Raw genomic sequence first — 13,033 nt, 5'->3', positions numbered from 1 at the left:
CGGGTCAGGAGGGCAGGGCCGCGCGCACCAGCGCGCCCGGATGGCGGATCACCTGCCGGCTGAGCGCATGGCCCGCCCGCACCGCCGCGCCGCAATCGGGCCGCGCCAGCCAAGATGCCAGATAGCCCGCATTGAAGCTGTCGCCCGCGGCGGTCGTGTCCACGGCTGCCTCGGGGCGCAGGTCGTCGATGCCGCCCGCGCCATGGGTGCCGTCCCACGCGATCGGGCCGCCGCCGTTCTTGACCACTACATGCCCCGCCCCGAGCGCCAGATAGCGGTCCAGCGTCGCGCGCGCATCGGCATCGCCGAAATGCGCGGCCTCATCGTCGAAACTGGGCAGGACCAGATCGGCCTGCCCGGCGGCCTCCTGCACCACGCGGCGCATCGTCGGGGCATCGGCCCACAGGCGCGGGCGCAGGTTCGGGTCGAAGACCACCCGCGTGCCCCGCGCCCGCGCCGCGGCCAGCGCATCCATCAGATGCCCGCGCCCCTCCGGCGGCAGGATCGCCAGCGTGATGCCCGACAGATAGGCCAGCGCGCAGCCCTCCAGCGCGCGGGCCAGCACCGCCGGATCATCGGCCAGACGCCGCGCGGCGGAGCTGTCGCGCCAATAGGAGAAGCTGCGTTCCCCGTCGGCCAGGGTGATGGCATAAAGGCCGATCTCGCGCGCAGGGTCGCGGGCGATATGGGTCACGTCCAGCCCTTCGGCCGCCATGAACCCCACCGCGCGGTCCGAAAAGGGCCCGGTCCCCACCCGCGTCAGATAGCCCACCTGCCAGTCAGCCCCAAGCAGGCGGCGCAGATACCAGGCGGTGTTCAGCGTGTCGCCCGCGATGCCCGCGCGCCACAGGTCGGGCTGGCCCGCGCCGGACAGTTCGACCATGGCCTCTCCGATGGACAGGATGCGGGTCATGGGCGGGGGCGTCGCGACAGGGCGGCCTCGACGCCGCGCAACTCGGCCAGGCCCTTCAGGCGGCCGATGGCCGGATAGCCGGGCTGACCGCCGCGACCGATATCGTCCAGGATGTCCTGGCCGTGATCGGGGCGCATGGGGATGACGGCATCCGCACGGCCCTGGGCGCGGCGGCGGGCCTCCTCGTCCAGGACGGCGTCGATCAGGGCCACCATGTCGGTCTGGCCGCCCAGATGCTCGTCCTCGAAGAAGCTGTCGGGGACGGCCTCGCCGTCGCGGCGCACGTTGCGCAGATGCAGGAAATGCACCCGGTCGCCAAGGCGGCGCATCATGCTGGGCGGGTCGTTGTCCGGCCGCGCCCCCAGAGAGCCCGAACACAGCGTGATCCCGTTCGCGGGCAGGTCCACCGCGGCCATGCGTTCGGCGTAATCGGCCTCGGTCGACATGACGCGAGGCAGGCCCAAGAGCGGGAAGGGCGGATCGTCCGGATGACAGCAGAGCCGCATCCCCAGATCCTGCGCGACGGGGGCGACCTGTTCCAGGAAGTCGTGGAAATGGCGGCGCAGCACCGCGTCGGTCACCGGGGCATAGCTGTCCAGCAGGTCGCGCACCCCTTCCATGCTGAGGTGATCGGCGGCACCGGGCAGGCCGAAGACGACGTTTTTGGCCAGTTCCGCGCGGCGGTCGTCGGACATGTCCGCAAAGCGGCGGGCGGCGGCCTCGCGCAGGGGTTCGGGGAAATCCTCGGCCGCAGCGGGGCGTTCCAGGATATGAATGTCGAAGGCCGCGAAATCGGTCAGATCGAACCGCATGCAGCGTGCGCCGTTCGGCCGCCGCCAGGCCAGATCGGTGCGCGTCCAGTCCAGCACCGGCATGAAGTTGTAGCAGATGACCCGCAGCCCCGCCGCATGCAGGTTGTGCAGCGATTGCACCCAGGCCGCCACATGGGCGCGCCAGTCGCCGGTCTGGGTCTTGATCGCCTCGGAGACGGGCAGGCTCTCGACCACGTCCCAGGTCAGGCCCGAGGGCGCGCCGTCGCGCATCACCGCGATGGCCTTCTGCCGGGCGCGGATCTGGTCCGGGGTCCAGACCTGTCCGGTGGGGACGTGGTGCAGCGCGCTGACCACGCCCTGCACGCCGGCCTGCATCATGTCGTCGATCGAGACGGGATCGGCTGGTCCGAACCAGCGCCAGGTCTGTCGCATGCGGGGACCCTTTCAGTCGGTGAAGTAATCGGGATGATCGGCCGCCATCTGCGGCAGCTCGGTCAGCATCTGGCGCAGATGCGTGCGGATCGCGGCCTCGGCCGCATCGGCGTCGCCCGCCTGCAGCGCGGCCAGGATGGTGCGGTGCTGCGCGATGGTCGCGCTGCGGTCGAAGACGCGCATCGACAGGTGCCGCATGCGGTTCATCTGCGCCTTGAGCCGCTCCAGGTCGTGCCAGACGCCGGGCTGCTGCGCGGCCTCGGCCATGGCGCGGTGAAAGCGGTCGTCGGACTGGATGAAGCCCGGCACGTCGCCCGCGGCATCGGCCTGCGCCTGAAGGTCCAGCTCGGCCGCCATCGCGCCCAGGTCGGGGCGCAGCCGCGCGACCTCGCGCGCCAGGTCGGCCTCGACCGCCTCGCGGATGAAGCGCGCCGAGCGCACCGCCCGCATCGAGATGCGCCCGATATAGGTCCCACGCTGTGGCAGCACCTCGGCCAGCCCGTCTGCGGCCAGCCGGATGAACGCCTCGCGCACGGGTTGGCGCGACAGCCCGACCTGGGCCGCGATCTCGGTCTCGGACAGGCGCGCGCCGGGCAGCAGGTCGCCCCGCAGCACGCAGGCAAGCAGCCAGTCATGGACCTGCTGGGCAGTGGTGGCGGAGCGGATCGGAATCATGGGCACCGTGAGAGATCAGTTGATCCCCGGCATATACCATACTTCCATACTAGTAAAGATGTTTCCCGAAGACAACTGACGGTCGCCGCCGCGATGCCGCGGCGGCGACCGGGATCACAGGTCGTACTGTTCGCGCGCGTAATCGCCCAGGCCCACGGCGTCCAGGCGTGCCAGCGGCGCCAGGAACGTCACCTGGATCACGCCGGGCGCGCGGCCGATCTCGATCGCGCCGTTGATGGTGGCGCGGTTGCGGACCTCGGGGACGCTCATGCCCAAGAGCCTCGCCGCGCGCTCCAGCCCGTTGGTGATGGCGTCGTTCAGGTTCGCGGCGGTGCCGATGACGCTGATCGGGGCCACAGGCTCGATCGGGCCCGCGCCCCATTTCTCGGCCAGGCGCTGGCCGCGGGCGCGTTCCGCGGTCGAGAAGGGGCGCGCCATCGGCGGCAGATCCTCGGCCAGCGGGAACAGCACCGGGCCGTCCAGCGGATAGTTCTTCACCACCTCGACCTGCAGGGTGACGCTGCCGGCCACGTCCATCGTGTGACCCGCGATTTCTCCGTCGCCCTGACCGGCATGCATGTCGCCCATGTAGACGCCCGCGCCCGGCACCTTGACCGGCGCCACCAGGATCGCGCCCGCGCGCACCGCGTCGATGTCCATGTGGCCGTCGGTCTTGTGCTGCGCCAGCTGTTCGGCGGTGATCGCGTAATCATGCGGCGCGCCGACCAGGAAGGCGCCGAAATCGCCCGCGTTGTGGCTGTCGGGCATGGCCATCGACGGGCAGGTGCCCAGCTGTCCCAGGAAGGGCCGCGTGCGGACCAGGGTGCCCGGCATGTCGGACGGCGCGAAGGTCAGGATGGAATGCTGGCGGCTGCCGTCGGGCAGGGCGGCATAGCGGTCGGCGTCCTGCGCAATGGTCCAGGCCGCGTCGCGGGGCAGGGTCAGGCCCACGGTCCGCGTCTCGTCGAAGGTCACGGTATAGCCGTGGGCGATCTCGAACGGGGTCACCGGGTTGCCGCAGGCATCGCAGCGGACGGCGTCCTGGCCGGTGCCCTCGACATGGGTCTCGGGCCAGACGGTGTCGCAGGTCGGGCAGCGCGCGGCCACATAGGGATCGCCCAGGCAAAACCCCTCGGGCGAGGTGTCGTGCCCCGAGGCCGTCGCGACCGAGGTGACGGTGATGTCGCGGATGCGGATGGCCACGCCGTCGCCGACCTCGGCACCCACGACGAAGACGGGGGTGGTGACCTCGTGCCCGCCGCGCAGGCGGGGCGTGATCATCGGCCCCCAGCAGCCGGGCGCGGTGTTGGCGATGATGGTGCCGCCGTTCTCGACCGGTCCCAGCATGGGCGCGGCCGGGTCCAGGACGCTGTTCGTGAACTCCGATACGACGACGCTGCGGCGCGACGCGGGAACGCTTCCGTCTGGCATGGGATCCTCCGGGTGGGTGCTGATGATGCACCCAGCCTAAGGCAGGCCGCGCGGACTGCAAGCCCGCCCGCGACCGCGCCTGCGTGACAGCCGGTCGCGGGCGGGCGGCCTGCGCGGGCCTCAGGCCGCCAGGCGGCTGTAGAGGCCGCGCCGGGCGATCAGCTCGGCATGGCTGCCGGTCTCGGCGATGCGTCCGGCCTGCATCACCACGATGCGGTCGGCGTTGCGGATGGTGCCGAGGCGGTGCGCGATCACCAGCGTGGTGCGCCCGACCGACAGGGCGTCCAGCGCGGACTGGATCTCGCGCTCGGTCTGGCTGTCCAGCGCGCTGGTCGCCTCGTCCAAAATCAGGATGGGGGGGTTCTTCAGGAAGGCGCGGGCGATGGCCACGCGCTGCTTCTGCCCGCCCGACAGCATCACGCCGCGTTCGCCCACGACGGTGTCCAGCCCCTCGGGCAGGCCCGCGATCAGGTCGTCCAGCTGCGCCCGCGCGGCGGCCTCGCGGATCTCGGCCTCGGTCGCGTCCAGGCGGCCATAGGCGATGTTCTCGCGCAGCGTGCCGCCGAACAGGAACACGTCCTGGCTGACCAGGCCGATCTGGCGGCGCAGGCTGTGCAGGCGCATCGCGGTCAGGGGCTGCCCGTCCACGGTGATCCGCCCCGCGGTGGGCTCGTAGAACCGCGGCAGCAGCGCCAGAAGCGTGGTCTTGCCCGCCCCCGACGGGCCCACGAAGGCCACCGTCTCTCCGGCGCGGATCTCCAGGTCGATGTCGGTCAGGATCGGACGGCCCGTCTCATAGGCGAAGCCCACGCCCTCCAGGTGGATCTCGCCGCGCAGGGCGGGGGCCTCGGCCGCGTCGGGGCTGTCGGCGATCTCGGGGTCGGTGGCCAGCAGCTCCTGAAAGCGGCGAAAGCCCGCGATGCCCCGCGGATAGGTCTCGATCACGGCGGCGATCTTTTCCAGCGGGCGGTAGAAGACGCCGACCAGCAGCAGGAACCCCACGAAGCCCCCGGTCGTCAGGTCGCCCGACAGGACATAGCCCGCGCCCACCACCATCACGATGACCTGCACCAGCCTGAGGCCCATGTACTGCAGCGCGCTGGAGGCCGCCATGACGCGATAGGCGTCTAGCTTCGCCTGGCGATAGCGGGCGTTGTCGGCGGCAAAGAGATGGCTCTCATGCGCCTCGTTGCCGAAGGCCTGCACCACGCGGACCCCGCCCAGGGCCTCCTCCAGCCGGGCGTTGAAATCGCCCACCCGCGCATAGATCGCCCGCCAGGTCCGCGTCATGCGCCCGCCATAGACGATGACCAGGACCAGCATCGCGGGGACGATGGCCGCCACGATCAGCGCCATCTGCGGATGGATCCAGAACATCAGCAGAAAGGCGCCCACGAAGGTCATCAGCGCGATGAAGGCGTCCTCGGGGCCGTGATGGGCGACCTCGCCGATCTCCTCCAGGTCGCGGGTGACGCGGGCCACCAGCTTGCCGGTGCGGGCGCGGTCGTACCAGCGCCAGGACAGCCGCGTCAGGTGGTCGAAGGCCTGGGCGCGCATCGCGGTCTCGATGTTGATGCCCAGCTTGTGGCCCCAGTAGATCACCACCGTCAGCAGCCCCGCATTGACCGCATAGAGCGCCAGCAGACCCCCGGCCGCCGCCACCGTCAGCGACCAGTCGCCCTGCGGCAGCAGCGTGTCGATGAACCAGGTGACCGCCAGCGGAAAGGCCAGTTCCAGAAGGCCCGACAGGACCGCACAGCCGAAATCCAGCCAGAACAGTCCCAGGAACGGGCGGTAATAGGAAAAGAAGCTGCGCATTCGGGTCGTCCTTCAGGCTGGGATCGCGACGGGCAGGCCGTCGTCGCGGGTCAGGACCTGCATCGGCAGGCCATAGATCTGCATCAGCGCGGGGGCGCGCATCAGTTCGGCCGGGCCGCCCTGCAGCGCCAGCCGGCCGCCCTTCAGCGCCACGATGTGGTCGCAGAACCGGGCGGCCATGTTCACCTCGTGCAGCACGATCACCGCACTGCGGCCCTGATCGTGGCACATGCGGCGGACCAGCGACAGGACCTCGACCTGATGGGCGATGTCCAGCGCGCTGATCGGCTCGTCCAGCAGCAGCGTGCCCGCCTCCTGCGCGACCAGCATGGCCAGCCAGCCGCGCTGACGCTCGCCGCCCGACAGGGTGTCGACCAGCCGGTCGGCCAGATCCGCCACGCCGCATTCGTCCAGCGCCGCGGCGATGGCGGCCTGGTCGCGGGGGCCGGCGCGACCGAGCGCGCCGTGCCAGGGAAAGCGGCCGAGCGCCACCAGTTCCGCCAGCGTCATGCCCTCGGCCGGGGGGAGGGTCTGCGGCAGCACCGCCAGCCTGCGGGCCAGCGCCCGCCCGCGCCACTCCGACAGGGGGCGGTCCTCGAAGGCGACCTGCCCCTCGATGCGGCCGGGGGCCTGCCGGGCCAGCACCTTGAGCAGCGTGGACTTGCCCGAGCCGTTATGGCCGATCAGCCCGATCACCCGGCCCGCGGGCAGGTCCAGTGTCAGATCGTCCAGAAGGGTGCGGCCCGGCACGCGGACGCTGAGGTTCCGGATGCGGAACAGGGTCATGCGGGTCTCCGTGTCATCAGCCAGATCAGCCAGGGCGCCCCGATCAGCGAGGCGAAGAGGCCAAGCGGCAGCTCATAGGGAAAGCCCGCCATGCGGGCGCCGAAATCGGCCGCCAGCATCAGCCCCGCGCCGATCAGCGCGGCGCCGGTCATCTGATCGGCGGGGCGCGCCAGACCCATGCGGCGGGCCAGGTGCGGGGCCATCAGCCCCACGAAGGACAGCGGCCCGGTGATCAGCGTAGCGGCCCCCGTGGCGATGCCCGCCAGCGCGATCAGCACCACGCGCGCACGCCGCGGGTCGAGGCCCAAGCCCCCCGCGACCGCCGGCCCCAGGGGCAGCAACGCCAGCCAGCGCGACAGGGCCAGCGCCGCGGCCCAGACCGCCAGCGCCAGCCCCGCCAGCGCCAGCGCGCCGGGCAGCGTGGCCGCGGCGCTGGACCCGCTGAGCCAAGCCAGGATCGCCCAGGCCCGCGCATCGCCCACCGCCATCATCGCCGACAGCACCGCCGAGGCCAGCGCCGAGACGGCGATCCCCGCCAGAAGCACCCGTTCGGGCGGCATGTCGCGCCGCGCGGTCACGCCCAGCACCAGCGCCAGCGCCGCCCCCGCGGCGGTGGAGAGGCCCTGCGCCGCAAGCCCCGGCGTGGCCAGCGCAAAGACCGCCCCCGCATAGCCAAGCGCCGCGCCGCCCGACACGCCCAGCACCTCGGGCGAGGCCAGCGGGTTCGCGGTCAGCCGCTGCAGGATCGCCCCCGCCAGCGCCAGCGCCGCCCCTGCACCCGCCGCCGCGATCAGGCGCGGCAGACGCATGGGCAGGAAGGCCGCCAGGGCCTGCGGCTCCAGCACGGCCCAGCCTCCGGGCACGCGGCCGATCCACAGCATCAGCGCCCCCGCCACGACCAGCAGCAGGGCCAGCGCCAGAAGCCACGGGCCGGGGCGGGCCAGCCGGGGGGCGGGGCCGTCGCCGGCCTCGGTCCCCGGCGGGGTGGAGCCGCGCAGGCGCGGCAGCAGCCAGATCAGCAGTGGGCCGCCCACCAGCCCGGTCAGCGCGCCGGTCGGAAAGGTCTCTCCGCCCGCGCCGGCCCAGGCCAGCACCAGCCCGTCCGAGACCGACAGGATCAGCGCCCCCAGAACCGGCGACAGCCCCAGAAGGGCCGTGATGCCCCGCGCCCCCATCGCGCGGGCCAGGGCGGGCGCGGCCAGTCCCACGAAGGCGATCAGCCCCAGCTCGGCCGAGACGCCCGCCGCGACCACGACCGCCAGCGTCACCGCCGCCAGCCGCATCAGCGCGACGTTCAGCCCCAGGCCCGCCGCGCCCTCGGCGCCGATGGACAGGACCCGCAGCGGCCGGGCCAGCAGCGCGGCCCCCAGGCCGCCCGCGGCCAGCAGCAGGGCCAGGTTGCGCGCCCCGGTCCAGTCCTGCTGGACCAGCGCGCCGCCGTTCCAGATGACCAGCGACAAAAGGTATTCGCCCTGCGCCAGCGTCATCGCGGTCGCCACGGCCGAGGCGGTCAGCCCGACCAGCATGCCCGCGATGACCATGGTGACCGGGGCGAAGCCGCGCCGCGCGCCGATGCCCAGGACCAGCACCGCGGCCGCCAGCCCGCCCGCCATGGCGACCGGCCAGCGCCCACCCGTCATCAGCGCGGGGGCGTGGATCGTGGCCAGGACCAGCGCCAGCTGCGCGCCCGCGCTGATGCCGAGGGTCGTCGGATCGGCCACCGGGTTGCGCAGCACCACCTGCAGCAGCGCCCCGGCCAGGCCCAGGGCCGCGCCCGCCAGCAGCGCCACGACCCCGCGCGGCATCAGCCCCCAACCCATGCGGATCTGGTCCAGGCTCTGGCCCGCGGGGTCCAGCGGCCAAGCGGGCCAGGGCAGGCCGCGCGCGGCGTGCAGCCAAAGCGCCGCCGCCGCCAGCGCCCCGAGCGCCAGCGCGATGCGCGACGCCGCGGTCATGCCAGGACCCGCTCCAGCGCCTGCGCCAGCCGCAGCGCGGAGGGCACGCCGCCGAAGGCGTTGATGCGCGGCAGCTGCCGGACGCGGCCCGCCGCGACCTGCGGCAGCGCGCGCCACAGGACGCTGCGCTCCAGCCCGCGGCGCGCCTCGGGCGGGACGGGTCCGGCGATCACCAGCGTCGCGTCGGGCATGTCGGCCAGGCGCTCCAGCGGCACGGGGGCCAGAAAGCTGAAGGCGGTCTGTTCGGTCCAGGCGTTCGTCAGGCCGATGCGCGTCAGCGTGCTGCCGAACAGGCTGTCGAAGCCGAAGGCGCGCAGATGCCGGGCATCGCCGATCTCGACCAGCGCCACGGGGCGCCCCGCATGGGGGGCCAGGCGGTCGCGGATGCGGTCCAGTTCGGCCTCCGCGCGGGCCTGCGCCCGGGCGCCTGCGGGCGCGTCGTCCAGCGCCTCCGCCAGGGCGGCCAGCGCGGCCATCGCCTTGGGCAGGGGCGGCTCCTCCGGCAGGAAGAAGGGCAGCGACAGGACCGGGCCGATCGCGGTCAGTCGGCCCTCGAACTGCGTGTAATAGGGAGAGCTGAGGATCAGCGTCGGGCGGACCAGCTGCAGCAGCTCGAAGTTGGGCGCGCCGCGCAGGCCCAGATCGGTGACTTCGGGGGGGATGGCGGGCGTGCCGATATCGGCGCGATAGCGGATCAGCTCGGTCGCGGCGACGGGCATGCGGCCCAGGGCCACGGCGGTCTCCAGCATCGCCCAATCGATCGCCGCCAGCCGCGCGGCGGGCTGCGCATGCAGGGGAAGCGCCGCCGCCAGCATCAGGCCGGCGGCGGCGGTCAGGACGGCGCGGCGGCCGGGCCGGGGCGATATGGCCCCGGACCCTACCACGTGTAGGCGACCTTGGCGGCGACGCTGCGCCCCTCGCCGTAATAGCAGCCGAAGGAGCCGCAATTGGCCAGATAGACCTCGTCCGTCAGGTTGTTCAGGGCCAGGCTGGCCTCGACATTGCCGCGGGTGTAGGTCGCGGCCAGATCGACCAGGGTCACGCTGTCCAAGTCGAAGCTGTTGGCGAAATCGCCCTTGCGTTCGCCGATATGGCGGATGCCGCCACCCGCACGCAGGCCGTTCCCGAAGTCATGGTCCAGCCACAGGCTGGCCAGGTGGCGCGGCGCGTTGGGCATTTCCAGCCCGTCCTCGGGGCCGGTCTTCTGCTCGGTCTCGTTGAAGGCATAGCTGGCGCGCAGGTCCCAGCTGGCGTTCAGCGCGGCGGTGGCCTCAAGCTCCAGACCCTTTGAGCGGACCTTGCCCACCTGGCGGGTCTGACCCTGACCCAGGTTGCGGACCAGGTTCTCCTGCGTCAGGTCATAGACCGCGGCGCTGAACAGCCCGTCGAAGCCCGCCGGCTGATACTTGACGCCGACCTCCCACTGCTTGCCCTCGGTGGGCTTCAGCGTCTCTCCGGTGGTGGTGTCCGTGCCGATGGTCGGATCGAACGAGGTCGAGTAGCTGGCATAGGGCATCACCCCGTTTGCCATGACATATCCCAGGCCGACGCGGCCGGTCGTGGCGTTGTCGGACTGATCGACGGTGCTTTCGCCCGCGAAATTGGTGAACTCGGTCCCGGTCTGCTCGGTCCAGTCGTGGCGGATCGCCAAGCTGCCGCGCCAGTTGCCCACCGTGATCTCATCCTGGGCATAGAGGCCGACCTGCTTCAGCGTCACGTCGCTGATGCTGGTGTACCAGGCGGTCGCATCGGGCAGGCCGCCATAGACGGGGTTCGAGGCGTCGATGGGCTGGCCGGTGAAGAACCGCGTGGTCGTGTCCGCGTCATACTGGCGGATGTCCAGGCCCAGCAGCAGGTCATGGGTGACGCTGCCCGTGGTCACGCGGTTCGACAGGCGGGTGTCCAGGTTCACGCCGGTGGTCGATTCGTCCTGGAAGTTCGCGCCGCGCGTCACCGATTGTCCATCCGGCGTCAGGCCGCTGACATAATGGCCAGTATAGGTCCAGTCGAACCGTTCCACCCGGAAGCCCTGCGACAGGGTCCAGCCATTGTCCAGCTGATGGCTGATCTCGAGGCCCAGATCGGCCATCTCGCGGTCGCTGTCGTCGAAGCCGGGCTCGCCGAAATAGCGCTCGCGCAGCGCCTCGCCATCGTCCGACTGCGTCAGGGCAAAGGGCACGCCCGGCGGCGAGATGGGCGAATCTTTGGTATAGGACGCAATCACGTCCACCGTCGTCGCGTCGTCGGGCGCATAGCGCAGCGCCCCGGCCAGATAGCCGCGTTCGTTGGTCAGGTCCTCGATCTGGGTCTGGCTGTCGCGCAGGATGCCGGTCAGGCGCCAGGACAGCGCGGGCCCGGCCACGCGGTTCACGTCGAAGAAGGTCTGCGCGCTGTCGAAGCTGTCGACGCCCGCGCCGATTTCGGAGAAGTCGCGATCCTGGGCGCGCTTCTGCACCTGGTTGATGATGCCCGCGGGCGATCCGGCGCCATAGAGGCTGGAGTTCGGCCCCTTCAGCACCTCGACCTGCTGGAGGCCGTAGATTTCATAGGCCGGGGCGCCGAAATCACGCAGCTGGCGCAGGCCGTTGACATATTGCGACCCCCGCGCCTCGAAGCCGCGCACGGTTGGCGCGTCAAAGCGCGGGTCCGCGCCGAAGGGCTGGCCCAGCACGCCCGCGGTGTAGTTCAGCGCCTGGCCCAGGTTCTGCGCGCCCTGATCCTCGATCTGCTGGCTGGTCACGACCGAGATCGACTGCTGCGTCTCGGCGACCGGGGTGTTCGACTTGGTGGCGACCTGGGCCTGGGTGCCGACATAGCCGTCCGCCTGCACCGACGCGTCCGAGGTCGCGGTCAGCACGATCTCGTCCAGAAGGATCGGGTTCTGGGCGTCCTGCGCCAGGACGGGTGCGGTGGAAAGCGCCAGAAGACTGGCGCCGGCAAGGCCGAGCGGGCGGAATGAGCGGGTCATGGCAACCTGAATGTTGACGGATCGGGAGTTATCTGACTAGTTTTGTCGGATTCGTCAATCGGCCCGGACCTGTCGGAATGGGTAATGTTGACTTTTTTTCTTGGCAACCCCCTCGATGCAGGTCGGGGCAGGCGGAGAGGGACGGCACCATGGCGCATCTGCGCAATCGGCGGGCAGAGGGCAGCATCGACCGCGCATCCGGCGCGGCGGCCGCGGCGCTGAAGGCGCGGGCCGCCGCCTGGTCGCTGCCTGTGACCGAGGAGCCGGAGGGCCTGGCCGTGACGCTGTGGGGGGCGGAACTGCGCCTGATCGCGCTGGACCCCGGCATGCGCATCGAGATCCTGGCCCCCGAGGACCGGCTGGTCGGCATCGTCCGCGAGGCCGCGACCGAGATCATGGCCGAGGTCGGCCTGACCGTCGCCTGGACCGCGCTGGAGGTCGGCGCGCTGGCGCCGGGCCTGTCGCTGATGCAGGTGGCGCGGGTCTGGCGATCGGGCGCGAACTTCACCCATCTGCACCTGACCGGGCCCGACGCCGCGCGGCTGGGGCAGGGGGGGCTGCATGTGCGCCTGCTGCTGCCGCGGGCCGGGCGGCAGGCGGCCTGGCCGCGGGTCGGTCCCTCCGGCCGCACGGCCTGGCCCGAGGGCGAGGACGCGCTGCACCGGCCGGTCTATACCGTGGCCGATCAGCAGGGCGACGGGATCGAGATCGCGATCTTCCGCCATGCGGACAGTCCGACCTGCGACTGGGCCGACCGGGTCGCGCCGGGCGCGACGGTGGGGGTGATGGGGCCGGGCGGCGGCTGGTGCCCCGAGGGACGGCTGCACCTGTTCGGCGACCAGACCGCGCTGCCCGCCGTCGCGCGCCTGATGCGGCTGGCGCCGGGGCGCGCCACGGCGGTTCTGCGCTGCGACCCGGAGGACTTGGGTCCGCTGGCGGAGGACCCGGCCGTCACGGTGACGGACGACCTCTGCGCGGCGCTGCGGACGTGGCGGCCCGATGCGGAGGGCCATGTCTGGTTCGCGGCCGAGGCCGAGGAGGCCCGCACCGCCCGCCGCATCCTGGCCGATCACGGCCTGGCGCGCGGGCAGAGCACGGTCGCGGCCTATTGGACGGCAGGCCGCCGGGCGGGCTGATGCCGGGCGCCAGCCGGGGTTCCGTCTGACCTCGCATGCGTATCCGGTGAACAGCGTCGTTCTGGAATCACTTGCATTCTACCGGTCTGCGGACAGGGCGTAACGCGGGTTGCTATGGGTCGGGGACCATCGCCCGACACAGGACC

At 72.0% G+C, this 13,033-nt stretch carries 10 protein-coding genes; 1 reads left to right on the top strand and 9 read right to left on the bottom strand.

The genetic code is table 11. The features are described 5' to 3' along the window. Positions 1 to 4: 4 nt before the first annotated feature. From AC2SGK_RS15155 to AC2SGK_RS15115, 9 genes are all read right to left on the bottom strand, one after another. Positions 5 to 913, bottom strand: coding sequence for a sugar kinase (locus AC2SGK_RS15155; protein WP_488324337.1), 909 nt, complete (start codon positions 911 to 913; stop codon positions 5 to 7). Then, a complete protein-coding gene (uxuA, locus tag AC2SGK_RS15150) occupies positions 910 to 2,118 on the bottom strand; it encodes a mannonate dehydratase (protein ID WP_488324336.1) in 1,209 nt (402 codons plus the stop codon). Before uxuA ends, AC2SGK_RS15155 begins: the two co-directional genes overlap by 4 nt. A 12-nt stretch (positions 2,119 to 2,130) precedes the next feature. Further along, positions 2,131 to 2,793 carry a GntR family transcriptional regulator gene (locus AC2SGK_RS15145; RefSeq protein WP_411838884.1) on the bottom strand — a complete coding sequence of 221 codons (663 nt, stop codon included), beginning with the start codon at positions 2,791 to 2,793 and terminating at the stop codon, positions 2,131 to 2,133. Positions 2,794 to 2,907: 114 nt separating this feature from the next. Then, positions 2,908 to 4,224, bottom strand: coding sequence for an acetamidase/formamidase family protein (locus AC2SGK_RS15140; protein WP_488324335.1), 1,317 nt, complete (start codon positions 4,222 to 4,224; stop codon positions 2,908 to 2,910). A 120-nt stretch (positions 4,225 to 4,344) separates the two neighbouring features. Beyond that, positions 4,345 to 6,042, bottom strand: a complete 1,698-nt coding sequence (locus AC2SGK_RS15135; protein WP_488324334.1) for an ABC transporter ATP-binding protein — start codon at positions 6,040 to 6,042, stop codon at positions 4,345 to 4,347. Positions 6,043 to 6,054: 12 nt separating this feature from the next. Then, entirely contained in the window at positions 6,055 to 6,828 is a 774-nt protein-coding gene (locus AC2SGK_RS15130; RefSeq protein ID WP_488324333.1) for an ATP-binding cassette domain-containing protein, read from the bottom strand. Beyond that, positions 6,825 to 8,783, bottom strand: a complete 1,959-nt coding sequence (gene fhuB, locus AC2SGK_RS15125) for a Fe(3+)-hydroxamate ABC transporter permease FhuB (RefSeq protein ID WP_488324332.1) — start codon at positions 8,781 to 8,783, stop codon at positions 6,825 to 6,827. The genes AC2SGK_RS15130 and fhuB overlap by 4 nt, the downstream gene beginning before the upstream one ends. Continuing rightward, entirely contained in the window at positions 8,780 to 9,667 is an 888-nt protein-coding gene (locus AC2SGK_RS15120) for an ABC transporter substrate-binding protein (RefSeq protein ID WP_488324331.1), read from the bottom strand. The genes fhuB and AC2SGK_RS15120 overlap by 4 nt, the downstream gene beginning before the upstream one ends. Continuing rightward, entirely contained in the window at positions 9,661 to 11,751 is a 2,091-nt protein-coding gene (locus AC2SGK_RS15115) for a TonB-dependent siderophore receptor (protein WP_488324330.1), read from the bottom strand. The genes AC2SGK_RS15120 and AC2SGK_RS15115 overlap by 7 nt, the downstream gene beginning before the upstream one ends. A gap of 149 nt (positions 11,752 to 11,900) precedes the next feature. Between AC2SGK_RS15115 and AC2SGK_RS15110 the strand changes: the two genes are divergently transcribed. After that, on the top strand, positions 11,901 to 12,887 hold the full coding sequence (locus AC2SGK_RS15110; RefSeq protein ID WP_488324329.1) for a siderophore-interacting protein: 987 nt from the start codon (positions 11,901 to 11,903) through the stop codon (positions 12,885 to 12,887). Positions 12,888 to 13,033 lie beyond the last annotated feature (146 nt).

The organism is Paracoccus sp. NIOT.M2S5SZ12, assembly GCF_057748165.1.
Note: the sequence above shows the minus strand (reverse complement) of the source record. Positions and strands in the feature narration are given on the sequence as shown.

Excerpts from the sequence above, each read along its gene's own strand:
- AC2SGK_RS15130 (WP_488324333.1), bottom strand. The coding sequence starts at position 6,828 with ATGACCCTGTTCCGCATCCGGAACCTCAGCGTCCGCGTGCCGGGCCGC.
- AC2SGK_RS15115 (WP_488324330.1), bottom strand. The coding sequence starts at position 11,751 with ATGACCCGCTCATTCCGCCCGCTCGGCCTTGCCGGCGCCAGTCTTCTG.
- uxuA (WP_488324336.1), bottom strand. The coding sequence starts at position 2,118 with ATGCGACAGACCTGGCGCTGGTTCGGACCAGCCGATCCCGTCTCGATC.
- AC2SGK_RS15135 (WP_488324334.1), bottom strand. The coding sequence starts at position 6,042 with ATGCGCAGCTTCTTTTCCTATTACCGCCCGTTCCTGGGACTGTTCTGG.
- AC2SGK_RS15145 (WP_411838884.1), bottom strand. The coding sequence starts at position 2,793 with ATGATTCCGATCCGCTCCGCCACCACTGCCCAGCAGGTCCATGACTGG.
- AC2SGK_RS15110 (WP_488324329.1), top strand. The coding sequence starts at position 11,901 with ATGGCGCATCTGCGCAATCGGCGGGCAGAGGGCAGCATCGACCGCGCA.
- AC2SGK_RS15140 (WP_488324335.1), bottom strand. The coding sequence starts at position 4,224 with ATGCCAGACGGAAGCGTTCCCGCGTCGCGCCGCAGCGTCGTCGTATCG.
- fhuB (WP_488324332.1), bottom strand. The coding sequence starts at position 8,783 with ATGACCGCGGCGTCGCGCATCGCGCTGGCGCTCGGGGCGCTGGCGGCG.
- AC2SGK_RS15155 (WP_488324337.1), bottom strand. The coding sequence starts at position 913 with ATGACCCGCATCCTGTCCATCGGAGAGGCCATGGTCGAACTGTCCGGC.